The organism is Niallia oryzisoli, assembly GCF_036670025.1.
Lineage (GTDB): Bacteria > Bacillota > Bacilli > Bacillales > Cytobacillaceae > Bacillus_BD > Bacillus_BD oryzisoli.
Map to the genome: position 1 here is coordinate 3,230,729 of NZ_CP137640.1, position 21,133 is coordinate 3,251,861.

Below are 21,133 nucleotides of genomic sequence, written 5' to 3' on the forward strand. Positions count from 1 at the left end.
GTATGGGACATGTCATATATGCCAATTAATGAGAGAAATATTTTATCCTGATTAAACCAAAAAAGCAGGAATCAAAAGTTGATTCCTGCTACACTTGCGAACTAAATAACTTTGTTCTTTTATTAAATTAAGCGCCAAGCTTTAAATGTTTAAATTGACCTTTTGAAAGTACGGATACTTTAAGACGGTGTGCCATCACACCTGCAAAAACAGCTAAAATAATATCCTTCGGCAGTGGAGCGAGCATCCATAGCCAAGCCATCCCGTAACTGAATCCTTCTGGCGCATCCGCCCACATTTTATAGGCAAAATACATCCAATTTGTCCCAATTACATAATTGATTGCTGTAGCAAGCAGCGAAGCCATTATAAAAGGAGCTACTGTATTCTTTTTTTCTACTATTTTTCCAGCAACCCAGGCAACCAAGATATAAGAAAGAATAAATCCGAAAGTAGGCCTAAAAAGCATACCTAAACCAGCTCCAAATTGAGCAAATACAGGAATTCCTATCAATCCTATGAAAGCATAGGCACTAGTTGTAATTACACCAAGCCGGCTTCCAAGTACAAGTCCAGCTAAAACAGCAAAAAAGGTCTGTAATGTAATTGGTACTCCACCAACAACCATAAATGGAGCAATAGTTGTTATATTAGCACCAACAGCTAACAAGACGATAAACATGCTGGCAAGAGTTAATTCTAATGTTTTTCCTTTGCGTTGCACGGCCATTCTCCTCCTTTTGTTTGTAATATAAAGATAATTTAAAACATCTTTTATGTCAACTATAATTTATAAGCAGTTTACATATAAGATGGGCGTGTAAATTGTTTGCCCCACTCTAACATTTATGATAAGTTCAATAAGAGAAAGGTTTTTAAGCCAAAATATGGATAGAAAATAAAATGTTGGAGAAATTATATTAGGATGAAAAAAAGTGTTAATATATCAGGAGGATTAATAAAGTGGATTTACGTAATAATATGGAGTTTGAAATGAAGAGTAGTTTTATCCCTAACTTTAGCAATTCGGACACTTTAAGAATTATTGAGGTCACCGATGACAGCGTCGTCATTCAAATGGATAATTCAGGATGTAGAGGAGTTTTTCCTAAAGATTCTTTCAACTATTGGATTCGAAAAAATTCGTTAATTCACATAAGTGATCATGAGGAAAAAACATCTTAAAAAAAATGAGCGGTCTTCTTACATAGAAGACTGCTTTTTTCTTTGTTCATGTACCAACAGTTTATAGAGGTAAAACAGAAGCTCCCTAAAAGAGAGCTTCTGTGAAAATCAAACATTATTGGTTCATGAATTCAATAACCTGTCCGGCAAATTCTTTTGCTCTTTCAATTTGTACCCAGTGTCCGCACTTAGGGAAGGTATGGAATTGTGCATTTGGAAGTGCACGAGCAAGTACCCAGCTTGTATGTTCAATCGGAATAACCTGGTCTTCTCTACCGTGAACTAATAGGACTGGAAAATCAATTGCCCCTAATTCTTCTTCCGTTAATGCCATAGAATCCACGTGTCTTTGTCTTGGTGCTGGGAACATTGAAGAAAATGATTCATGGAATCCTTCTTGAATACTAGCCTTATAACGCATTTCTACTAAGTCACCGTTCTCAGCCATGCTTTGGTCGTATGCAAAAATCTTAATAAGATTTTTCATGTTTTCAGCACTTGGCTCATAGCCCCAAACTTTATCCAATCCATCCGCAATTGGATGGGCAGTACCCATACTTCCCATTAATATTAATTTATTTACAAGGTCAGGGCGTTTTTTAGCTAAATGAAGGGCAATGGCTCCTCCGAAAGAATTACCTATAATAGAAACTTTATCTTTAATAACGGTTTCGATAAAATCAATCATATGGTCTACCCAAACATCGATAGAATATTGAATACCCTCTGGTCTATCTGTATAACCAAAACCTACAACATCTGGTGCATATAGATGGAAATGCTCGGAGAGGATTGGAAAAACTAATCGCCAATTTGCCCATGCTGATACTCCGGGACCTGAACCGTGAACAAGAAGTAGTTTTTCGTCACCTTGTCCATCTTCATGATAATGCGTGTTGATCCCTCTTACGTCAATGTATTTTCCTGCTTCAACCATTTAAAAAGCTCCTTCCATTTTTTGAATAGGTGTAGCACCTTTTATAATCAATACGGCCTTGTTTACATTTGTAGACACAGAGACAACATCAAAAATGTTTGATGTATTTCAGAGCATATTTTATTTCACAAATTCCTCAACAAAGCCTGTAATTGAAACAAAAATTATAATTTGCCTAAGACATAGAATGGTTTGATCATGAATTCACGATTTTAGCTAAATTCATGACATAAACATATTTATTCTGATCATCTCTTTTTTATAATTCGACAAATAATTATGAAATCCTTCTATGATTCGACAATTTTATCAAAAATTTGGATAGTTTTCAGTAAAAAAAATCATTAGACATTTTTGAGTTACAAAACATATTCATTTGAAATAATTTGTGCGGTAGAAACAAGAAATTCAATATATTCTTCCTTATTACTGCATATCCTACATTCTGGTCCAGCGATACTGATTGCTGCAATCGTTTGTCCTACGCTGTCTTTAATAGGCGCTGCGATACAATACAAACCAATTTCAAATTCCTCGTTATCAATTGCATAACCTTGTTTTTCACTCTTCATTAATTCCCGAATTAATTGTTCATGGTCTGTGATGGTATTTTCGGTATACTTATCTAATGGTAATTGATAGATATGGTTGTTTTCTTTATCAAGGGAACCCGCAAGAAGCATTTTTCCAAGACCTGTACAATGAACGGGTTTATATGAACCAATGGTTGTTTGTATTTTAACCGATTTCTTTGGCTCAATCTTTGAAATGTAACTTACCCAATTGTTTTCTTGCACAGCCATATGTACGGTTTCACCTGTTTTGTTCACAAGTTCTCCTAAATATGGTATAGCCTTGTAAAACTTTTGGTAATATTTCGAGACCAAATTTCCCTACCGTAACAGACGTGAACCTAACCGATATTTACGATGCGGGGCCTTTACTAAAATTCCTGTTTTATTCAATGTTCTGATTAAATGATGGACCGTACTTTTGTTCATATTCAATTGAGAAGAAATCTCTGAAACTCCTAATTCTGGATTTTCTGTGGTAAAACAGTCAATAATTTTCACAGCATTATTGACAGAATTAATCATATAAACACCTCATACCATTGATTAATAATATCGTTTTACACCTACCCCTTTGATATAAGAATCCTTGATCTAAGTATTTTTTCGCGATGTCAAAAAGATTTTAAGAGGATAAGGCAATAGGTAATCATACCTAAAAAGCAAATAAAATTTTTTCTAAACTGGATTACATCATTACCAAATTAGTAATCATTTTACATTATAGTAAAATAATACATATACTTATGATATTTCAAATATATAGATATTACAATAGATTTTGTATGAATTTTCCTTAAACAAAAAATAATAAGCAGGCTTGTTCACATAATGTGAACGAGCCTGCTTATTATTTTTTGTTCTTATTCGATAAAAATGAATTTATAAAACAATATACTATTTTACTAGTGATTGAACATGTTCTTCAAACACTTGTGAGCCTGCTGTTGCACATTGTACATCTTCATCAGCAGAACCACCAGAGACACCAACACCGCCAACAATCTTGCCATTGTATATAAGCGGTATGCCGCCGCCGAATACTACTAATCTGTCAGTATGGACAATACCAGTCAACAATGCTGGTTCTTCCTTGATCATTGGGTACCATTCTTCAGTCGATTTTCCAAAAGCTGCTGCTGTATACGCTTTATTTTGGGCAATTTCCGAACTTAGCAGTGCTGCTTCATCCATACGAATGAAAGCTTTTAAATTGCCTCCGTCATCAACAACAGCAGCATTGATTCTAATTCCTAATTCATCAGCCTTGTTTGTTACCGCTTCAAGCATTTTTAACGCTAAGATTTGGGTTAGTGCATACTTTTGATAAAGCATTTCAGAACTCATAATCTTTTTGCCTCCTCTAAATTTGCTTCATCTACTAGTTTAACATAATCCTCAACGGTAATGATATCAAGATCACTTTTAGCCGTCATACAGCAAGCTAAGGAGAAACCCTTAGCTAATTCTTCATCAGATAAGGCATCATGGGATCGAAATGGTTCCTGCTCATACTCTCCGCTGAGTACCTTTACTTTACACATTCCGCAGCCTCCCCGTTGGCAACCGGTAGGTATTGGTATAAATTGTTGTCTGGCAGCAGTTAGTGGTGTTTCCGTCGGAGAACACTCATATTCATAATGCTGGCCTCTTGCTTTTAGTGTTATTTTTGCCATAGAATCTCCTTCTTCCAAAATATTAAAGTAATATAGTAAAAGAATGATAAATCAAGTTAACGCTTTCATAAAGGATTCTGACAGTTCTCTGCGGTGATAGAAAATCCCTTGTCCAATCTTATCTTCCGTCCAAGTAATCGTTGGCATATCTGGATAAGCCATGTATCCGCTTGCAAATGCTTCATTACGGTTTCCAGAAGGATCAAAGAAATAAATCGTTTCGCCTCTTGTAATCCCATGACGAGTTGGCGTTACATCGAACGGAACTTCATACATAGATAATAGATCCGCTGCTTTAAATACATCGTGCAGGGAATCCACAAAGAATGCTGCATGGTGAAGCTTTGCATCGGGACCTTTAACAAAGGCTAAATCATGTGCTTTATTTGATGTAAACAAGAAGCTTCCTAATAATTCTTCTCCATCTACAGTCGTAATTCTTTCACTTTGTCTAAAGTTAAGTGCCTCAATAAAGAATCTTGTTACCGTTTTCAAATCATCGCCAGTTAACAAGCAGTGGTCAAGGCGGTGCGGTGCAATTCCTTGCATTCCTAATGGCCATGGATGCGGATTCAATGTACCTACCGCTGTTCCTAGGAAATCAATTTCCGTATATAATTCACAATGGTGTCCGGTTGGAAGAATAAAATGAACCGCTTCACCTTCACCTAATCTAGTTCCTTTTGAAATTCTAGTCGTCGTACAACCAAATTTTTCAATTTGCTTTTCATAGTAGGCAAGGTCTTCTAAAGTTTCAACTTTAAAAGCTAGGTGTGCTAACCCTGCTGTATTTGATTTAGTAAGAATGACACTGTGATGATCAAATTCATCCCAAGCTTTTAAATAAACGCTGTCACCCATACGGCCAGTTTCTTGTAAACCTATTATTTTTGTATAGTATTCTACTGATTTATCCAAGTCTAGTACTTTTAATTCCACACGACCGATACGCATTACTCTTGACATTAGAAATTCCTCCTGCTTATAAGTTTTATCTTCTTTTTAAACTTGAAAGCGCTTTATTTCTATTTACACTATTATTATATAATTTATCCCCAAAAAGTAAACTGTTTTTAGAATAATATTAGTTTAGGAGAAATTATTGATAACAGTTATTCGCCGCTTTCATTTGGCATTTTTTTGAAGAAAGCGGCGAAAATAACAATTTTCTTGTATTGCTGATTAAAATCGCATGAAATATGTATTATTACTTTTGAATCAATGTTAGTTATTTGACAATCATAACTGGGCATTGAACACGCTTTGCCACCTTATGACTAACGCTTCCTAATACCATTTCCTGAAGGGAATTTAACCCTCTGCTGCCGAGCACGACAATATCAAATTTATTTTCATTTGCGTATGAAACAATGGTTGGACCCGGTTCTCCATATAAGATTGAAGAATGGTAATTCACGTCTGAAGCCTTGATTTTCTCCTCTGTTAATTTCAAACGTTTCTTTCTTTCCTCTTGGATTATGTCTGAATCCATATAGTAAATAGCCTCTCTTTTTGACGTATCAAGATCAACAACGTAAATGATTTCAATTACCGCATTTTCAGATAATAATGCTAGTTTTATCGCCTGGTCTGCTGCACGCAGTGCAAAATTAGATCCATCTGAAGCCAATAAAATTTTTTTATACACCGGATTCAAACCCCCTGAGTTTAGAAAATTATTGATTTTTATTCTGAGACAATGGTAATACTTACCTTTTATTATATCGTATTTCTCGGCTGATTTCATTTTTTATAAGATAATTTACAATAATAATATGTTGAGTTTTATTCTTTCACGCGATACAAGGAAAAAGGAACAAACAAACATTAGTAAATTTGTGACAGAAAATATTCACTCACTGCCTGAGAATCCAGGCGAACTGTGACATATGGCGGCTTTACCAGTTTTGTTCCTTCTAATGGCAGTCCCAGCCATAGAATTTGTTGATCAACACAAACAAAGGGAAAAGGGAGTGATACATTCCTAAAATGATTAACAGGCAGACCTTTTGGAGCATACGCTGAAAAGTATGTCACTTCTACAGCCTTACTTCTGCTTGTTAAAGCCTGCATCCATTCTTCTGAAAGTTCGTGATCACAAGGCATCGAAAGGACAATAGATCTTTTTGCATACCGAATATCCTTTATGACTCCTGCCAGCTGTTTGGCGTGCATCCATTGCAGACGCGGGTGCTGATGTTTAATCCAAGTACCGATTTCATGAGGATAGACAGCTTGATTCTTTTCCAATTGATGATTCAAGTATTTATATAATGTTCTTGATGAATAGACCTTGTTTTGTAAAAAAGATCTGTTGCTTACGTGTATCAGCTTCCCTTTTGTTCTTGTAATCGCAACATTAATCAAACGCTCGCTTTCTTTTCCAATTAACAGCATGCCAGCCCGCTCTTGTGGGTAACTGTCAACAGTATCAAAAATCATCACATCTCTTTCACTGCCTTGGAAACGATGGATCGTTGCAGCCGTTATATCGGCCTCTGTCAGCTGTTTTTCATAAAGATCTATGAGCAAGGTTTCCATTAATTGAGCCTGTGAACGATATGGTGTAGTATAGCCAATCGAGCGATGACCTGCTTGAAAAGCTTCATGGATTAATTGGAAGGATAGCAACAGCTGCCATAGATTAAAACGTGAACGAGACGAAGCTTCTGTTAAACAATAGGCACCTGTACCGCTTGTATCAAGCAAAATGCTGGCTCGGTTTGGAAAGGGATGTTTCCTAACCATTTCCTTTCGAAACTCAGCAACATCCTTGTAATCACCGACAAGTGAATGGTAAATATATTGATTTGTGAAAGATGAAATATCCGGATGCATCCTCCTTTGTTCCTTAAGCAGGAAAAGATGGGGATGAAGGCTCCTATATTTTAATGACTCCGTAACCCCTGCCTTGTGGAAAATATCCTCCTTCAACCATTCATTTACAAGCTCATGGTTTGATGAAGCAATCGGAGGAAGCTGCTTGAAATCCCCACAGACGATGATTCTTTTTCCCAAAGCTGCCGCAAAAGCGACTTGCGGGACATAGGCCATACTGGCTTCATCTACCATCACGATATCAAATTCCTTTTCGTAGATTGCCGGATCTGTGGCTGCTTTTGCCAAAGTGGCACCTATAATAGCAGCATCTTTCAGAAATTGTATTTCTTTCTGATGAATTTTCTCTATTATAGCAGCCAGCTTCGTCTCAATTTGTAATAATTGTTCAGAATCTCGCTGACTAAAGGAGGAGGCTAAATCCTTTTTGAGCATCCGCCTTTCTACAAGCAAACTCTCCTTTTCTTCGGCCAGCTGCGGATACCGTTTGATAACGAGCTGATTCATATGTAAGGATTCATTCCGCTCCACAGCCCCACTCGGGTTTGAACCATAACGGATAATATCGCCTTCCTTTAAACGTCCCTTCTTCTCAACAAAAGAAGATATTTCAGCCATCAATACATCAACTGCCTGATTGCTGTGAGCAAGGACCAAAACCTTCTTTTCTTTAATATATTTATTGGCAGCGACTCTTGCCAATGTATACGTTTTTCCTGTTCCAGGAGGACCCCAAACAAATGTAATGGAATTATATTTGGAGCGAAGAACCAATTCATGAACATTTGATGTTATTCTATCTGTCGGATGCTTCGCAGGCATCGAGGGATCCATAAGTTTCTTGACTCTTAGTCTTTTTCGCTTACTTTTTCCTATCTCTTCTAATCGTTGAATCAGCTGATCCAATAATTCCCATGGGTCATGCCAAATTGTTACTTCAGAGACGAGGTCGCCGATGGATTGTCCCAGTTTCACAATGATACTATGTCCTTCTGACGAAAGGACTCTCCCTTCTACTTTTGTCTGCCCCCATTCCACACGAACGAATGAGCCAACCGGAATCCGCAATGATTGCACAGAATCAAAATAATACGTATGGGAGTCTTTTTGATTTAGCAAGCGTCCGTTTTTTACAAGAAATTTGTTGCTTCCATATTTTTTCAAATGAGCGATTTCTATCTGCAATGCCTTTTTCCAAGCCTTTATTAAGGTTAATGTATTTGTCATGATATAGCTTCCTTTTTCATAGTCATTATCCTGTTCCATCAATGAAACTTTCGTCTAAAGTCAAAACAGGAAAAAGCCCAATCTAATAAAGATTGAGCTTGATTAGTATATCAAATTGTCGTAGAGAAAATCTATTGTAGGTCTTTTATCTTTTTCCAACAGAAGACTCCCACTTCAATTTTGTGCAGGGCGTAGCCCAAAAATAAGGGGGGAAATGAATGTCGGTTGGCGATATCCAAAACACTTGTTTGCATGGTATAATATTCCTGTGAGTTGTTCTTTGAAAACTGGGTATATAGGGTTAGTGCGAGAAAGGCTTCGCACTGTAAAATATCCAAACACCATTCGCCTCCACGCACACCGAAGTTGTGAAAACCAAGCTAAAGTAGGGTGCGTGGCGAGTTCAACGTACAAGTTTGCAACACTTGCAGGAGGCTCACGCCACTTGTACTGCTAATCGTCGGTGCGACGGGGATAGCCTGCTAAATAACTGAGGGATACCTCGGTGTTCGCAGGAATCTCCATCTTCAAATTTTCGTTAGAAAATTAAGGTAGAGTAGTTCAAACACCAGAATTTGATTCAATATGTTTGACAACTTCCTTCATTTTCTTTCCCTCTCCATAATGGGTCACATCAAAATAGTCCTCATTTTCATATTGATTGAAATCAATATCCAAATCATGAAATATTCGATGAAGCAAAAGAACATGTTCCTTTGCTTTTTTGTTCTCAACAATAAAAGTGGCTAACGATTGAATATGGTTAAAGTCCATTTGCAATGATTCTTTTTCCTCTATTTCATTTAATGAGGTTAATAGTAATTGGGCGAATTTCTGTTGATCCTCCCAATTAAGCGCTTCAATTCTTCCCCAGCCAGCTGTGTCATTATAAAACTGATGTCCTTTTTGAATAAACTCTGATTGACTGACATATGGCTCTGAATCAATCTCTACCGAATTCTCAGGCTTCTTTTCTTCCCCAGAAGTTAACGCAGCTTGTCCCTTTGGTTGATTCACAGTTGTTTGTGTAGTTTGATTCATTTTAGCAGCTGCTGCCCATACACCTGCAGCAATCACCAAACATGACCCAAACGTCAGCAAGCCCCAATACCGTTTAAAAAATAAACCCACCACGTCACCTCCGAGTGTATTCTATTATTCTATCTGTTATATATCAAAAAAATGATTATTAGTATAAGTATAACAAATACAATATTCAATCAATAATAAAACGCTCAAAGTGGAGGCACTTTTAAACATAAAAAAGAGGAAGACATTCACTTAACAGCAAATATCTTCCTCTTATAACAGACTATTGATTTCGCAAATTCAATAACTTTTGCTTCAATTCATTTTCCATTGAAATTAATTCCTGTTCGGCTTGATGGCGCTTCGTGCGTCCTTCTGCTTGAATTCGCAGCGTTTCTTCTAACGTTGAAACCAAATTTTCCTGTGTTTTCTTTAATGTTTCAATATCAACAATGCCTCTTTCATTTTCCTTGGCCGTCTCAATTGTATTCGTTTTAAGCATTTCTGCATTTTCAACAGCAGATCATTTGTTGTTTTTGAAACTTGTTTTTGGGCCTCAACAGCATGCCGCTGCCGAATTAAAGTTAAGGCAATGGCAATCTGGTTTTTCCAAAGTGGTATAGCTGTCATAATCGAGGATTGAATTTTTTCTACTAATGCTTGATTTGTATTTTGAATTAGCCTGATTTGCGGTGCGCTTTGTGTTGTGATTTGCCTGCTGAGTTTTAAATCATACATCCTTTTTTCAAGCCGATCAGCAAACTGAAGCATATCATTGACATCCTGGAAGTCCATTTGGTCCTGGCTTTTTTCTGCCTTTCGCTTCAGCTCCGGTATCGTCTTTGTCTGAAGCTCCTCTAGCTTTAGCTCTCCAGCAGCAATGTAAATATTAAGGGCTAAAAAGTACTCTTTGTTTTTCTCATACAATTGTTCAAGCATCATATTATCGGTCATTAACGCCTTCTTACAATGATCAAGCTTCACACTGATGCGGTCGATTTGTGCACCAGTTTTTTGGTATTTAGACAATACTTCATTAATCGAAGATGAAATTTTCCCAAATAGTTTTGCAAAAATATTGCGTTTTTCTGGCTGAAGCTCATCTGGATTGACCTGTTCAAGTTTTTTCATTAAGTCAGATAAAATATCTCCTATTTCACCGACATCCTTATTTTGAACATGTTCAAGCATGGAATGAGAAAAACTTAACAACTTTGATTGTGCCTGTGTACCATAGAGGGCAATGGCTTGGTGATTGCGCGGATCAATTTGTTCGGCAAGCCCTATTGCCTTTTGTCTATTTTCTTCTGTCAGGGTCTCAAGTACCCTCATCGGCCTCTCCTCTGATTTTTGCAACATTGTCGTGTTATTTTCTATTTCCAAATCACCGAAAGGATTGTCCAATAAACTATCTATTTCAGTTGAAGGTTTTCGTTCCGACATCTTTTATCGCCTCCTGTTATGTTTATCTGTCGGGCTTTGAATCATGGTTCTCTTAGCGAAATCCAATTCAAAATTTAAATTATCAATATCATCTTCCAAAATGGTATATAAATCCTTTTCTAACGTATCAGCCAGTCCATTCATTGTCATTCTGGTATCCTGTAAGGAATGGGTAAGTTCTGGTGTTTTAGCCGGCTGGGAATGTAGAAATGCATACTTTTCTGATATTTCCACAAGTGAATCTAAATTCTTATAGTAAAAGTTCTCAGCTTGATAAAAGCGTTTTGGCTCTTTTTTTGTAATGGCATAAATTTTATTCGCGACACGAACAATTTCAAGATTTTGTTTCATATTTGTAAGGCTTCTCGTGCGAAACATTGCTTTTTGTAATCGATTTATTTTCAGTTTCGCCTCTTTTAAATTCTTTTTAATATATAGATATTCTCTTCTCGTTAGTCCATTTTCTCGCAGGAATTTAGTACGGTGAAACCATTTTAAAATAGCAGCAATAACTGTCCCACCTACTATTCCATATAACAGCGACATAACAAATGATTGGTCAAATGCCAGATAACTGATCAGCCACACAATAACAAGAGTGGAAGCACCTGCAAAAGAACGAAATAAAAATTGAAAAAAGGATTTCATAACAAATCGACTCCTGTTCTACCAATCTTTAACGTAATTATATAGTCATTAAGTACTTTCCTTCATACTTTTTCTAATGACCATTATCAAAACCTATTCGAATTTGATAATAAATAATACGTAAAAGACATTATAAGGTTTCACTTTCACTTTTATTTTAAGCGAGCTTGTCGATAATTGCTACTTGTTTGACTAAATTTGGATACTAAGCAGTATGCCTGTCTAAGACTTGAGACTGAGCTCTAGAAGAGATTCTTTTAGGAATTATTGAGTAACCAAAATCAAAACAAAGTAAAAAATGAAGTGTTATATAGATTAACACTCCATTTCCATTAGACTATTCACTACAGCAGCTCCTTAATCTGCTCATATAAAATATCTTCAATGATTGGGTGATAGCCTAAGTATTCACAGAGTATATACTTTGGACCTTGACCCATGTTTTTTTTACTAATGATTTTTTCAATTTTCTTCATGAGTATGCCTGTAAAAAAAAGATATGGAATCACAAAAACCTGCTCAGCCTCGATAAGTTTCGTCCTTTCTATGCCTTGTTCAAAGCTTGGCTCTGCAGCTGACAAGAAACAAACTTCCACTCGCTTCATGACTGATTTTTGCTCTAATAGCTTCCCAATCATTGTTAAGTCTCTTTTTACATCAGGATCACTGCTGCCTCGACCCACTAATAGGACCATTGCATTTTCCTTTACAGGTACAGATGTATCAGCTATTCGTTCCATTAGGATATCAATCATTTTATTATGTACTCCGATTGGACTTCCAAGCTTAACCTTTATATTAGGGAATCGAGCCTGTAAATTTGCAAGTTCTTCTGGAATATCCTCCTTAGCATGGGCAGCTGTCAACAGCAGAATTGGAACTACAATAATAGTGGTTGCCCCCTGCTTGACACATCGTTCAAAGCTTTCCGCTATACTTGGTTCTGCTAATTCAAGAAACCCAATCTCCTGTATGGGAGAATCTACTTTTTGCATCACTTTATGGATAAATCCAACAGCTTCATCAACAGCCTGTTTCACCCTGCTGCCGTGACATATATATATAATTGCATTCATATTTGCTTAAATCACCCACTTTTTATAAAAGGTCACAAAAAATTAGCCAACTATTATTTATCTATTCAAACATAAAAAGAAAAAAGAGGAAAATTTTATCTTCCCCCTTTTTTCTTTATTATTTACATTTCATTAGTAATAATGTTTAGATTAAGTTATTTTCTTTTAAGTAGGCTATGACCTGTTCAACACTTTCTTCGATTGTGTTGTTATTTGTTTCAATGACGATTTCTGGGTTTTCCGGCTCTTCATATGGAGAGCTGATCCCTGTAAAATCTTTAATAATACCTTGTCTAGCTTTTTGGTAAAGTCCCTTTGGATCTCGCTCCTCGCAAGTATCAATTGGGCATTTTACATAGACTTCAATAAATTCCTTCTCTGCTAATAAATCACGTACAAGCTTTCTGTCTGCTTGGAATGGTGAAATAAAAGCAGTTAAGACCACCTGACCGGCATCTACAAAAAGCTTTGAAACCTCACCGATTCTTCTGATGTTTTCTGTACGGTCCGCCTCAGAAAAGCCTAGATCTTTATTAAGACCATGGCGAATATTATCACCATCTAATACATAGTTTCTAACGTTTTCGTTAAATAAACGGGCGGCAATTGCATTTGCAAGTGTTGATTTACCAGACCCAGAAAGACCTGTAAACCAAAGGACAAAGCTGTTATGACCATTTTGCTCTCTGCGGTCTTCCTTTGTTATTGATTGTTCATGCCAAACGACATTTGTACTTTTACTCATGAAATTCCTCTCCTCTATTAAGATTGAACAGCGTGACGCTTCAATCCATTAATTAATATTTCTACAACCTCTTTACGGCTGAAGGTGCTTGGAGGAATTTCGCCGTTGCGAAGCAATTCTCTAACTTTTGTACCAGATAAAATCACATGATCTTCTTTTCCATGCGGACATGTTTTGGCAGAAGCCATGTTTTCACATTTTGTGCAATAGAAACTGTGTTCAAAGAATAATAAGGTAATTCCTAGTTCATCAGCTGTAAAGTTACTAAATATTTTTTGCGCGTCATATGTACCATAGTAGTTGCCTACTCCGGCATGATCGCGGCCCACGATAAAATGGGTACATCCGTAATTTTTTCTCACCATCGCGTGGAAAATAGCTTCTCTTGGTCCAGCGTAGCGCATAGCTGCAGGGAATACTGCTAAGAATACACGATCTAATGGATAATAATTTTTTAATAGTGCTTGATAGCTTTCCATTCTTACATCTGCAGGGATATCATCAGATTTTGTTTCCCCTACAAGAGGATTTAAGAATAAGCCATCTACTGTTTCAAGAGCTGTTTTTTGGATGTATTCATGGGCACGGTGAACAGGATTTCTTGTTTGGAATCCAACGACAGTTTCCCAGCCTTTTTCAAGGAAAGTCTTTCTTGTTTCAACAGGATCTAAATGGAATTCACCAAACTGCTCTCTTTCAATACGTTTAACTAGTACGATTTTTCCGCCAACATAAACATTCCCGCGGTCAAACATTTTCTTAACTCCAGGATGTTCAAGTTCAGTTGTTCCATAAACATTTGCAGCTTCTTTTTCTTTATCAGGAGCATAGATATCTTCAATGGTAATCACACCATATGTTGTTCCTTTATACTCTAAACGAACTTCTTCACCGACTGAGATCGTGCTTGCCTTCTCAGAAGAAACTGGTAATGTAATCGGAATACTCCAAACATGACCCGAAGCAAGGCGCATGTTATTCACAACAGATTCATAATCCTTTTCACCAAGAAAGCCTTCGATTGGGCTGTATGCGCCTGTTCCAATAAGCTCTAAATCACTTAAGCTGATATTATCTAATTCAATTGCTTTTTCAATAGATGAATATTCATATTCTGCGTTCCAACGATTAATTAATGTTCCACCATGTGGGATACTTAATGCCATTTTAAAATTCCTCCTAATTACATTAAACATATTTTTTTAGTATGAATTAAAGGAAACAAAATCAAATTCGCCCGTCGAATTTGCGTCCGAATTTTTATCGAGCTTGCTCGATATATTACCTTTAAAAATCCGAGACATCCGCCGGGGGCTTAATTTCATTCAGCTGGTTTAAACCCCGATTGAATCGTAGTGCTTTTACGTTCACTTCTTAACTTTAAAATGGTGAACTTTGCTGAATGAAATTATATTCCTTCCCCATTTTCATAATACGAGCGCTTGTCTTGTTGAATAGTTTTGACTAAACTTAAGATTCCAAATGTTGCAGCACTCACACTTAATAACACTATGACAGTATAGATATCCTTGTCAACAAATAATTTCATCAATCCATAAGAGATAACTAATGAAACAACAGGCGACACAACCCATACCTTTACAATTTTACTGATTACTCGCTTATTAACGGTATTTTTCCCTTTTTTCGCAACTCCAATCCCCATAATCGCTGTACTGGTGACCTGCGTAAGTGGAACTGGGAGACCAAATATGGAGGCGATGATGACAAGTATAGATCCAGTGCCTGAAATCGTTACACCCTCTAGTAAAGAAAACCTTGTAATTTTCTTCGCATTTGTCTGCAAAACATTCCCGCCAAGGAACATTGCACCCACGGCAATACATATTCCTCCAAGAAGAATACCAGTGCTCATTGAAACAAGATTGGCGCCGACTAAAGGTCCAATCGCATTCGCAACATTGTTCATACCTGCTGAAAATGCTTCAAAAAAACCAACGATTATGACAAATATAGTCAGTATCTTTTGTGCCTTTTTTTCTTTTAATTGCGGATATTTACGATTCACTCTGGTGATAACCTTTCCCAAAAGAAACGCAATGGTAAATCCAACAGCTGGTACGATAACCCAAAAAGCAGCGATTACTAAAATATTATCAATGAATAAAGCTTGTTGAGCAATTCCAACTCCGACTATGGATCCAACAGTAATTTCACTTGTTGATAGAGGAATTCCAAGCAGATTCGCGATAAACAATGAAATAGCAGCAGAAGATAAAATAATTAAAACAACTTGAGCATTTAATAAATCTGAAGGAATAATACCAGACCCAATGGTCTCGGCTACTTCACTTCCTCCGATAACTGCTCCCAAGAATATGGCAATTCCGCATATAATTAATGCATTTTTTCTCTTTTTTATAGCTCCCGAACCATATGCCACACTAATGGAGGCCGCAGCACCGCTTGCACCAATGTTCATGGCAAAAAACAGTGCGACAATAGCTGCTATATAAGTCAATGTCATGATTGATTACCTCTTTATTATTGATGAAGTCCGCATTCCGTCTTAGTGGAACCAGTCCATCTTCCTGATCTTAAATCATCCATATTAATGGCAGGAGCTGTACAAGGTGCACAACCGATACTTGGATAGCCATTATCATGCAGCTTATTATAATCCAATCCATTCTTGTGCGCATAGCGCCAAATATCCTTCCATGTCCAATGGATAAGCGGACATACCTTGACTGATTTAAATTTATTATCCTTATTGATAAACTCAGTATTTTTGCGTGATTCTGACTGGTCTCTTCTCAAACCGGAGAGCCAGGCTGTAGCTCCTGTAAGAACCTCTGTAAGTGGAAGTACTTTACGAATTTCACAGCATTTATTCGGACTTGTTTTCCAAAGCTCATCACCAAATTGTTTTGCTTGCTCTTCGAGTGTTAAGCTTGGCTTTTTCATTTCGATTTGTAATGCTGGATAACGTTCTTTAACCTTATCAATTAATTCATATGTTTCAGCAAAATGAAGATCTGTGTCTAGAAAGACCACCTTTGCTTTCTCATTCACTTTGGCAATTAAATCAATTAGTACAATCCCTTCAATTCCAAAGCTGCAAGCGTAGACTAACTGATCTCCATAATGAGAATAGGCCCATTTTAAAACCTCTAGTGCCCCTTTTGTTTCATCATCATGTGAAAATTCAATTGTTGACGCAAGCTGGTCAACATTTTCATAAGTAACTAAATCTGCCATTTTTTACCTTCCTTCCATCTTTAAACATATGAGTCTATTATCAATTACATGATGTATCATGATTGATAATAAATGATTTTAAAGACGATCATTTTTAAAAATTTTAACATAAATTCATCTATTGTCAATAAGTACTATGAATTTACTCGGAATTAATTTTCTCAATTATCTTACCATAATAATTCCTATCGGTAAATAAAACATATTTCCTAATTTTTTTTCTTTTCAGGATTATTTCAAAAAAAATAACAGTGATAATTCGAATACGACTGCTAAACGAATTATACTGTTATTATCTAACCTGTGCCGTTATGTGACCTTATTCCTCAACCAATTCAGAAATAGGCACTGTTGTTTGTTCTTCCAGCGGTCCACGTAAATTAACGGTTACAGTCGTTCCATCTTCATTCAATTTATCAATCCAAATAGATTCACCCTGATACTTTACTTCAATATCGGCTGAAGAAGATAGTATTTGTTTTACTCTGTTGATATCCATTGTTATACCTCCTTTTTCATCATCAGTATAGTATTTTCATTTCATGCCATTCTTATTCTTGGAATGAAAAAATAGTAGTGGTACAACCCTGCTCTTATGAATAAACATGTACAAGCATCAACAATGACGAGGTGAAATTATGGGGGTATTTTTAAGCTATTTACTTTTAGGCCTTTCCCTGGCTGCTCCAATCGGGCCAATAAATGCTGCTCAGCTTGATAGAGGAATAAAAGAGGGTTTTCTAAATGCCTGGATGGTTGGAATTGGAGCCATGATTGCAGATATGCTCTATATGTTGGCTGTTTACATGGGCATTGTTCAATTTCTTGAAATACCGATTGTTAAAATCTTTCTCTGGCTGTTTGGTTTTTTTGTACTCGTTTACACGGGAATTGAATGCATTGTCGGAGCTGGAAAAATTGTATCTCAATCAAGAGGAAACAAAGGAGAATCATTTATTAAATCATTTTTCTCCGGTTTTTTCATGTCATTATCCAATCCATTAACCATCCTCTTTTGGCTGGGTATATACGGGTCAGTCCTTGCCAAAACTGTTCATACATATGATGCAAGTCAGTTATTCCTATACAGTTTTGCTATTTTTAGCGGAATTACCTTGTGGGATCTATTCATGGCTCTTTTGGCCAGCTCATTCCGTAAATTATTGACTGCAAAAATTCTTGTTATGATTTCGATTCTATCAGGACTTTCATTAATTGGCTTTGGATGTTATTTCGGTTATGAAGCTGTTAAAATTTTGTTCTTTTAACTATTTTTTATAGCATAACCAATTCCTATTCTCTATCTTCTTCGCTATAAGGAATAGGAATTGGGATAATTATAAAACGACAAAATTAAAAAATATGACTAAAAAGTAGGTAATTGATCCAAATTATTTTCTTTAATGCCATCTGGTTCACTGCGTATAATATCCCTTCCATATTTATGGAAGACATCAACATGGGCCAGCTTTCCAGCCTTTGCTTCATTTAGTGCTGTTAAATAATCCAATTCCCGCCCGTTTTCAGTTTTAAAAGCAATGATGTCTCCATCATCATTCTTTCGGACAGCTATAATCGCTTCCTTTGCCGAATCTGAGCTATCATTCATTGCTTCTATCTGAGCTTGTCCTTCTGCCTGCTCTCGATATTCTTTATAGATTTGATTAAAATCCATTGTTTCCATGATTAAACCCTCTTTATGAACCATTTTTTAAATTCTTTAATACCATTGGCATTTCTTTTTCTTCTTTATTATTTTTCAATTGCTCTTTATTTTCTTTTGATTTTGGGGATTGAAATCGTGCCGAATCCATCCCATCAATTATATTGGTCAAGACAACACCCTCTTATAGAATCTTGTTATTATTTTCTTTCATTTCTGCTTTATTTCCCTTGTTCGGCTCCATGACTGATTCTAAACCATATCCTGTTGAACTAAATTCAAGTACCTCTCTAACTGACTTTCGATGCATGTTTTGAATTGAATCTCCCTCAAATGGAAATTTCTCTTCGTTTCCCATGTTCATCCCTCCATTCTTTGTATTTATCTAAAGACTTTTCATTTCTTATCTTGTTCTAATTGGTTTGAAACATACGAAAATGATGTAAGTATTTCTCTTCCTAAAACAAAATAAAAACCGCCATTAGAGAACAAATGAACATCCTCTAATGGCGGTATCTACATCTCATCATTTCCTGCATCATTTTCTACTATGAATTTAAGCATGGATAATTTATTGTTCCAGAATCGTTCGTAATAGGAAAGCCAGTCTTTTACCTCTGTTAATGGCTCAGGGTGCAGTTGATATATTTTTTCTCTGCCAACCTTACGTCCTTTGACTAATTCTGCTTCGGTAAGAATATGGAGATGCTTTGCAATGGCCGTCCGGCTCAACGAAAAATGAGAGGTGATTTTTGAAATTGGCAATTCCTCTTTTGCAAGTAATCTCAATACTTCTCTTCGTGTCGGATCTGCAATCGCTTGAAAAACATCATGCTTTACAGCTGCCACTTAGCCCTCAACCACTTTTTTTAGCTTTTGGACGATTCCAATCCATCCTTGCTCCATTCTATCTCGAATGACAGCGCTTGTCTCATTCGCCTTGCCGATGATTTCCTCAGGCTGTTTCCATCCTCCGTGAATCAAAGTGAACTCCGTCTTATCGCCTAAATCCTTTAATAAGAATGTTAAGAACCAGCCCTCTGTATCCCATTTAAAGGAGATTTTATTTGGTTCATCCACTTCTGTCACTTTACATGGAGAAGGACCGAATGGAGATTGCAAATGAAATTCATGTCCGACACTCGCTTCGAAATCATTTGGCATAAACCATGAGGCAATACCATCTGCATTTGAGACTCGCTCCCACACCTTCAGAATAGGTGCCTCAATAATGATTGTCTGTTTGATATCTTGTAATGTATTTTGATCCATAAAAATATTCTCCTTTAGTTAATATAACACCTTTCGGTTTCGTTTTTAAATAATATAACACCCATTGGTTTTATGTCAAACGCTATGTTTTTTCCCCCTATTTAAAACTCGTGTTTTGAAAATGGTAAAAAGAACTTTACGCCCCTTTTGTTAAATGGCAGCATTTTCATATCTGCTAATAAGTGACTGATGTACCCGGCCATACAGCATGTAAAAACCCCATTAATTCCAATCGATAGTTCAAATTGATAGGATATCACACCAAAGAAAATGATCCCCAAAATAGAATGGGTATAACTTCTGTGTGGTATGATTGAGGCTACTATAATATAAATACCTAATAGCCACAGCCAGATTTCAGCTAAAGAAAAGCCTACAATGAGCACGGCACTTCCGGTGATCGTTAACATATGTCTCTGTTTAATGAAAGATGAAAGGATTATGATTCCAAATCCAAATGCTATTCCTACCCATTTTGATGTTTCATTCTCCTCTAAAAAACTATAGATTATAAGTAGGAAACCAATAAAACATGCTGCCATTCGAATAATCTTATGGGAAATCGTAATCTTATTACTTAGTTTCCCATCAATATCAATGTCAGGAATTAACCCTGCCACTGCGCCTAGTCCTACAAATAATAATGTATTCGCCATTTCAGTATGTACAATGTTTGAAACAATTAACCCCGACGCTGCACCGATAACAAAATGTGATGTTCCCTTCAATTTTTCTCCCCCCTTTTCTTTTTTCATAAAATAAAAGACAAAAAAGGAAACAGCAAAGCCGCTTCCTTTTTTGTCTTTTATACGGTCCGGACGGGACTCGAACCCGCGACCTCCTGCGTGACAGGCAGGCATTCTAACCAGCTGAACTACCGGACCAATTGCGGGGACAGGATTTGAACCTGCGACCTTCGGGTTATGAGCCCGACGAGCTACCGGACTGCTCCACCCCGCGATGGTATAAATTATATAATTTGGTATATGCTCTATGTAAGCAAAGACTGTCCCGATCTCAGGAAGCTTATTCAAGTAGCAGCTCGAACGGAACCACTCGCAGATAATTCAATGGAGTAACGCTTCGTTGCTCCACCCCGCGATGATAGAAATAATATAAATATTGATATCCAATCAGACGACTTTTTTAGTCTATCGTATCAATTATAAAAAATCAACTTATATTTATATCATATTGAATAATCCTATTTGAGCCGTACATATTAAAAATAACTGATTTTTGCAGTTGTTTGACAAAAGATTACTAGTCTAAAAATAAGGAGGCTGCCACTTGGATCGCAAACAATTAGAGAAACTAGGTGACGAGTTAAGAGAAATTGGCCATAAGCGCCGTCAATTGGCGGAGCAAATTTTTGCAGAGGTACAGGAAGGCGATAATCGTTCGTCAACTGCTCTGTATCAAGAATTAAGTGATATTTCTAATCAAGCAATCGATATTATAACACGTCAGAAGGATATGTTTGATCAAGAAATTCAAAATCAGATGTAACAGCCTAAGCCTTCATCAAGAGAACATGACTTGTTGAAGGCTTAATTTTATTATTGTATCCCTCAATAAATATTTTGTGATTACTATATGA

At 36.6% G+C, this 21,133-nt stretch carries 26 protein-coding genes, 2 tRNA genes and 1 pseudogene; 3 read left to right on the forward strand and 26 right to left on the reverse strand.

The window, feature by feature from the left end; translation table 11 throughout:
- Positions 1-127: 127 nt before the first annotated feature.
- The gene (locus R4Z09_RS16200; protein ID WP_338447787.1) at positions 128-730 is read right to left on the reverse strand and encodes a biotin transporter BioY; all 603 of its coding nucleotides are present in this window, start codon (positions 728-730) and stop codon (positions 128-130) included.
- A gap of 233 nt (positions 731-963) precedes the next feature.
- Between R4Z09_RS16200 and R4Z09_RS16205 the strand changes: the two genes are divergently transcribed.
- The gene (locus R4Z09_RS16205) at positions 964-1,185 is read left to right on the forward strand and encodes a hypothetical protein (protein WP_338447788.1); all 222 of its coding nucleotides are present in this window, start codon (positions 964-966) and stop codon (positions 1,183-1,185) included.
- 115 nt (positions 1,186-1,300) lie between these two features.
- Here R4Z09_RS16205 and R4Z09_RS16210 read toward each other — a convergent pair whose 3' ends face one another.
- The 17 genes and pseudogenes from R4Z09_RS16210 to R4Z09_RS16290 all read right to left on the reverse strand — a co-directional run bounded on the left by R4Z09_RS16210 (position 1,301) and on the right by R4Z09_RS16290 (position 17,097).
- On the reverse strand, positions 1,301-2,122 hold the full coding sequence (locus R4Z09_RS16210) for an alpha/beta hydrolase (RefSeq protein ID WP_338447789.1): 822 nt from the start codon (positions 2,120-2,122) through the stop codon (positions 1,301-1,303).
- Between the two features lie 359 nt (positions 2,123-2,481).
- On the reverse strand, positions 2,482-3,009 hold the full coding sequence (locus R4Z09_RS16215) for an IclR family transcriptional regulator (RefSeq protein ID WP_422392194.1): 528 nt from the start codon (positions 3,007-3,009) through the stop codon (positions 2,482-2,484).
- A gap of 6 nt (positions 3,010-3,015) precedes the next feature.
- Entirely contained in the window at positions 3,016-3,219 is a 204-nt protein-coding gene (locus R4Z09_RS16220; RefSeq protein WP_338447791.1) for a helix-turn-helix domain-containing protein, read from the reverse strand.
- A gap of 372 nt (positions 3,220-3,591) precedes the next feature.
- On the reverse strand, positions 3,592-4,041 hold the full coding sequence (locus tag R4Z09_RS16225; RefSeq protein ID WP_338447792.1) for a heme-binding protein: 450 nt from the start codon (positions 4,039-4,041) through the stop codon (positions 3,592-3,594).
- Positions 4,038-4,370 carry a 2Fe-2S iron-sulfur cluster-binding protein gene (locus R4Z09_RS16230; protein WP_338447793.1) on the reverse strand — a complete coding sequence of 111 codons (333 nt, stop codon included), beginning with the start codon at positions 4,368-4,370 and terminating at the stop codon, positions 4,038-4,040. The genes R4Z09_RS16225 and R4Z09_RS16230 overlap by 4 nt, the downstream gene beginning before the upstream one ends.
- A 51-nt stretch (positions 4,371-4,421) precedes the next feature.
- Entirely contained in the window at positions 4,422-5,336 is a 915-nt protein-coding gene (locus tag R4Z09_RS16235; protein ID WP_338447794.1) for a catechol 2,3-dioxygenase, read from the reverse strand.
- A 262-nt stretch (positions 5,337-5,598) separates the two neighbouring features.
- A complete protein-coding gene (locus R4Z09_RS16240) occupies positions 5,599-6,018 on the reverse strand; it encodes a universal stress protein (RefSeq protein WP_338447795.1) in 420 nt (139 codons plus the stop codon).
- Positions 6,019-6,197: 179 nt separating this feature from the next.
- Entirely contained in the window at positions 6,198-8,435 is a 2,238-nt protein-coding gene (locus R4Z09_RS16245) for a DEAD/DEAH box helicase (protein ID WP_338447796.1), read from the reverse strand.
- 561 nt (positions 8,436-8,996) lie between these two features.
- Entirely contained in the window at positions 8,997-9,566 is a 570-nt protein-coding gene (locus tag R4Z09_RS16250) for a hypothetical protein (RefSeq protein ID WP_338447797.1), read from the reverse strand.
- Positions 9,567-9,747: 181 nt separating this feature from the next.
- A pseudogene (locus tag R4Z09_RS16255) lies at positions 9,748-10,907 on the reverse strand (toxic anion resistance protein).
- 3 nt (positions 10,908-10,910) lie between these two features.
- Positions 10,911-11,555 (reverse strand): 5-bromo-4-chloroindolyl phosphate hydrolysis family protein, encoded by a 645-nt coding sequence (locus tag R4Z09_RS16260; protein WP_338447798.1) that lies wholly within the window; start codon positions 11,553-11,555, stop codon positions 10,911-10,913.
- A 344-nt stretch (positions 11,556-11,899) separates the two neighbouring features.
- Positions 11,900-12,631, reverse strand: a complete 732-nt coding sequence (locus tag R4Z09_RS16265) for a sirohydrochlorin chelatase (protein WP_338447799.1) — start codon at positions 12,629-12,631, stop codon at positions 11,900-11,902.
- A 145-nt stretch (positions 12,632-12,776) separates the two neighbouring features.
- Positions 12,777-13,376 carry an adenylyl-sulfate kinase gene (gene cysC, locus R4Z09_RS16270; RefSeq protein WP_338447800.1) on the reverse strand — a complete coding sequence of 200 codons (600 nt, stop codon included), beginning with the start codon at positions 13,374-13,376 and terminating at the stop codon, positions 12,777-12,779.
- A 17-nt stretch (positions 13,377-13,393) separates the two neighbouring features.
- The gene (gene sat, locus R4Z09_RS16275) at positions 13,394-14,542 is read right to left on the reverse strand and encodes a sulfate adenylyltransferase (RefSeq protein WP_338447801.1); all 1,149 of its coding nucleotides are present in this window, start codon (positions 14,540-14,542) and stop codon (positions 13,394-13,396) included.
- Positions 14,543-14,784: 242 nt separating this feature from the next.
- Positions 14,785-15,864 (reverse strand): inorganic phosphate transporter, encoded by a 1,080-nt coding sequence (locus R4Z09_RS16280; RefSeq protein ID WP_338447802.1) that lies wholly within the window; start codon positions 15,862-15,864, stop codon positions 14,785-14,787.
- A 17-nt stretch (positions 15,865-15,881) separates the two neighbouring features.
- The gene (locus R4Z09_RS16285; protein WP_338447803.1) at positions 15,882-16,598 is read right to left on the reverse strand and encodes a phosphoadenylyl-sulfate reductase; all 717 of its coding nucleotides are present in this window, start codon (positions 16,596-16,598) and stop codon (positions 15,882-15,884) included.
- 319 nt (positions 16,599-16,917) lie between these two features.
- Positions 16,918-17,097, reverse strand: a complete 180-nt coding sequence (locus tag R4Z09_RS16290) for an H-type small acid-soluble spore protein (RefSeq protein ID WP_338447804.1) — start codon at positions 17,095-17,097, stop codon at positions 16,918-16,920.
- A 139-nt stretch (positions 17,098-17,236) separates the two neighbouring features.
- On the opposite strand from R4Z09_RS16290, the gene R4Z09_RS16295 reads away from it, so the two are divergent.
- Positions 17,237-17,866, forward strand: coding sequence for a LysE family transporter (locus R4Z09_RS16295; RefSeq protein ID WP_338447805.1), 630 nt, complete (start codon positions 17,237-17,239; stop codon positions 17,864-17,866).
- A 98-nt stretch (positions 17,867-17,964) separates the two neighbouring features.
- Here the strand turns inward: R4Z09_RS16295 and R4Z09_RS16300 are convergent, their stop codons facing one another.
- From R4Z09_RS16300 to R4Z09_RS16335, 8 genes are all read right to left on the reverse strand, one after another.
- The gene (locus R4Z09_RS16300) at positions 17,965-18,282 is read right to left on the reverse strand and encodes a DUF3892 domain-containing protein (protein WP_338447806.1); all 318 of its coding nucleotides are present in this window, start codon (positions 18,280-18,282) and stop codon (positions 17,965-17,967) included.
- Between the two features lie 13 nt (positions 18,283-18,295).
- Positions 18,296-18,433, reverse strand: coding sequence for a hypothetical protein (locus R4Z09_RS16305; protein ID WP_338447807.1), 138 nt, complete (start codon positions 18,431-18,433; stop codon positions 18,296-18,298).
- 12 nt (positions 18,434-18,445) lie between these two features.
- The gene (locus tag R4Z09_RS16310) at positions 18,446-18,619 is read right to left on the reverse strand and encodes a hypothetical protein (protein WP_338447808.1); all 174 of its coding nucleotides are present in this window, start codon (positions 18,617-18,619) and stop codon (positions 18,446-18,448) included.
- Positions 18,620-18,777: 158 nt separating this feature from the next.
- A complete protein-coding gene (locus R4Z09_RS16315; RefSeq protein ID WP_338447809.1) occupies positions 18,778-19,110 on the reverse strand; it encodes a metalloregulator ArsR/SmtB family transcription factor in 333 nt (110 codons plus the stop codon).
- The gene (locus tag R4Z09_RS16320; protein ID WP_338447810.1) at positions 19,111-19,533 is read right to left on the reverse strand and encodes an SRPBCC domain-containing protein; all 423 of its coding nucleotides are present in this window, start codon (positions 19,531-19,533) and stop codon (positions 19,111-19,113) included.
- Positions 19,534-19,634: 101 nt separating this feature from the next.
- Positions 19,635-20,261: a metal-dependent hydrolase gene (locus R4Z09_RS16325; protein ID WP_338447811.1), complete on the reverse strand. Its 627-nt coding sequence runs from the start codon at positions 20,259-20,261 to the stop codon at positions 19,635-19,637.
- An 82-nt stretch (positions 20,262-20,343) separates the two neighbouring features.
- Positions 20,344-20,417 (reverse strand) — tRNA-Asp (locus R4Z09_RS16330).
- 2 nt (positions 20,418-20,419) lie between these two features.
- Positions 20,420-20,493: transfer RNA gene (locus R4Z09_RS16335), tRNA-Met, on the reverse strand.
- A gap of 330 nt (positions 20,494-20,823) precedes the next feature.
- Between R4Z09_RS16335 and R4Z09_RS16340 the strand changes: the two genes are divergently transcribed.
- Positions 20,824-21,042 (forward strand): hypothetical protein, encoded by a 219-nt coding sequence (locus R4Z09_RS16340; RefSeq protein WP_338447812.1) that lies wholly within the window; start codon positions 20,824-20,826, stop codon positions 21,040-21,042.
- The last annotated feature ends 91 nt before the right edge of the window (positions 21,043-21,133 follow it).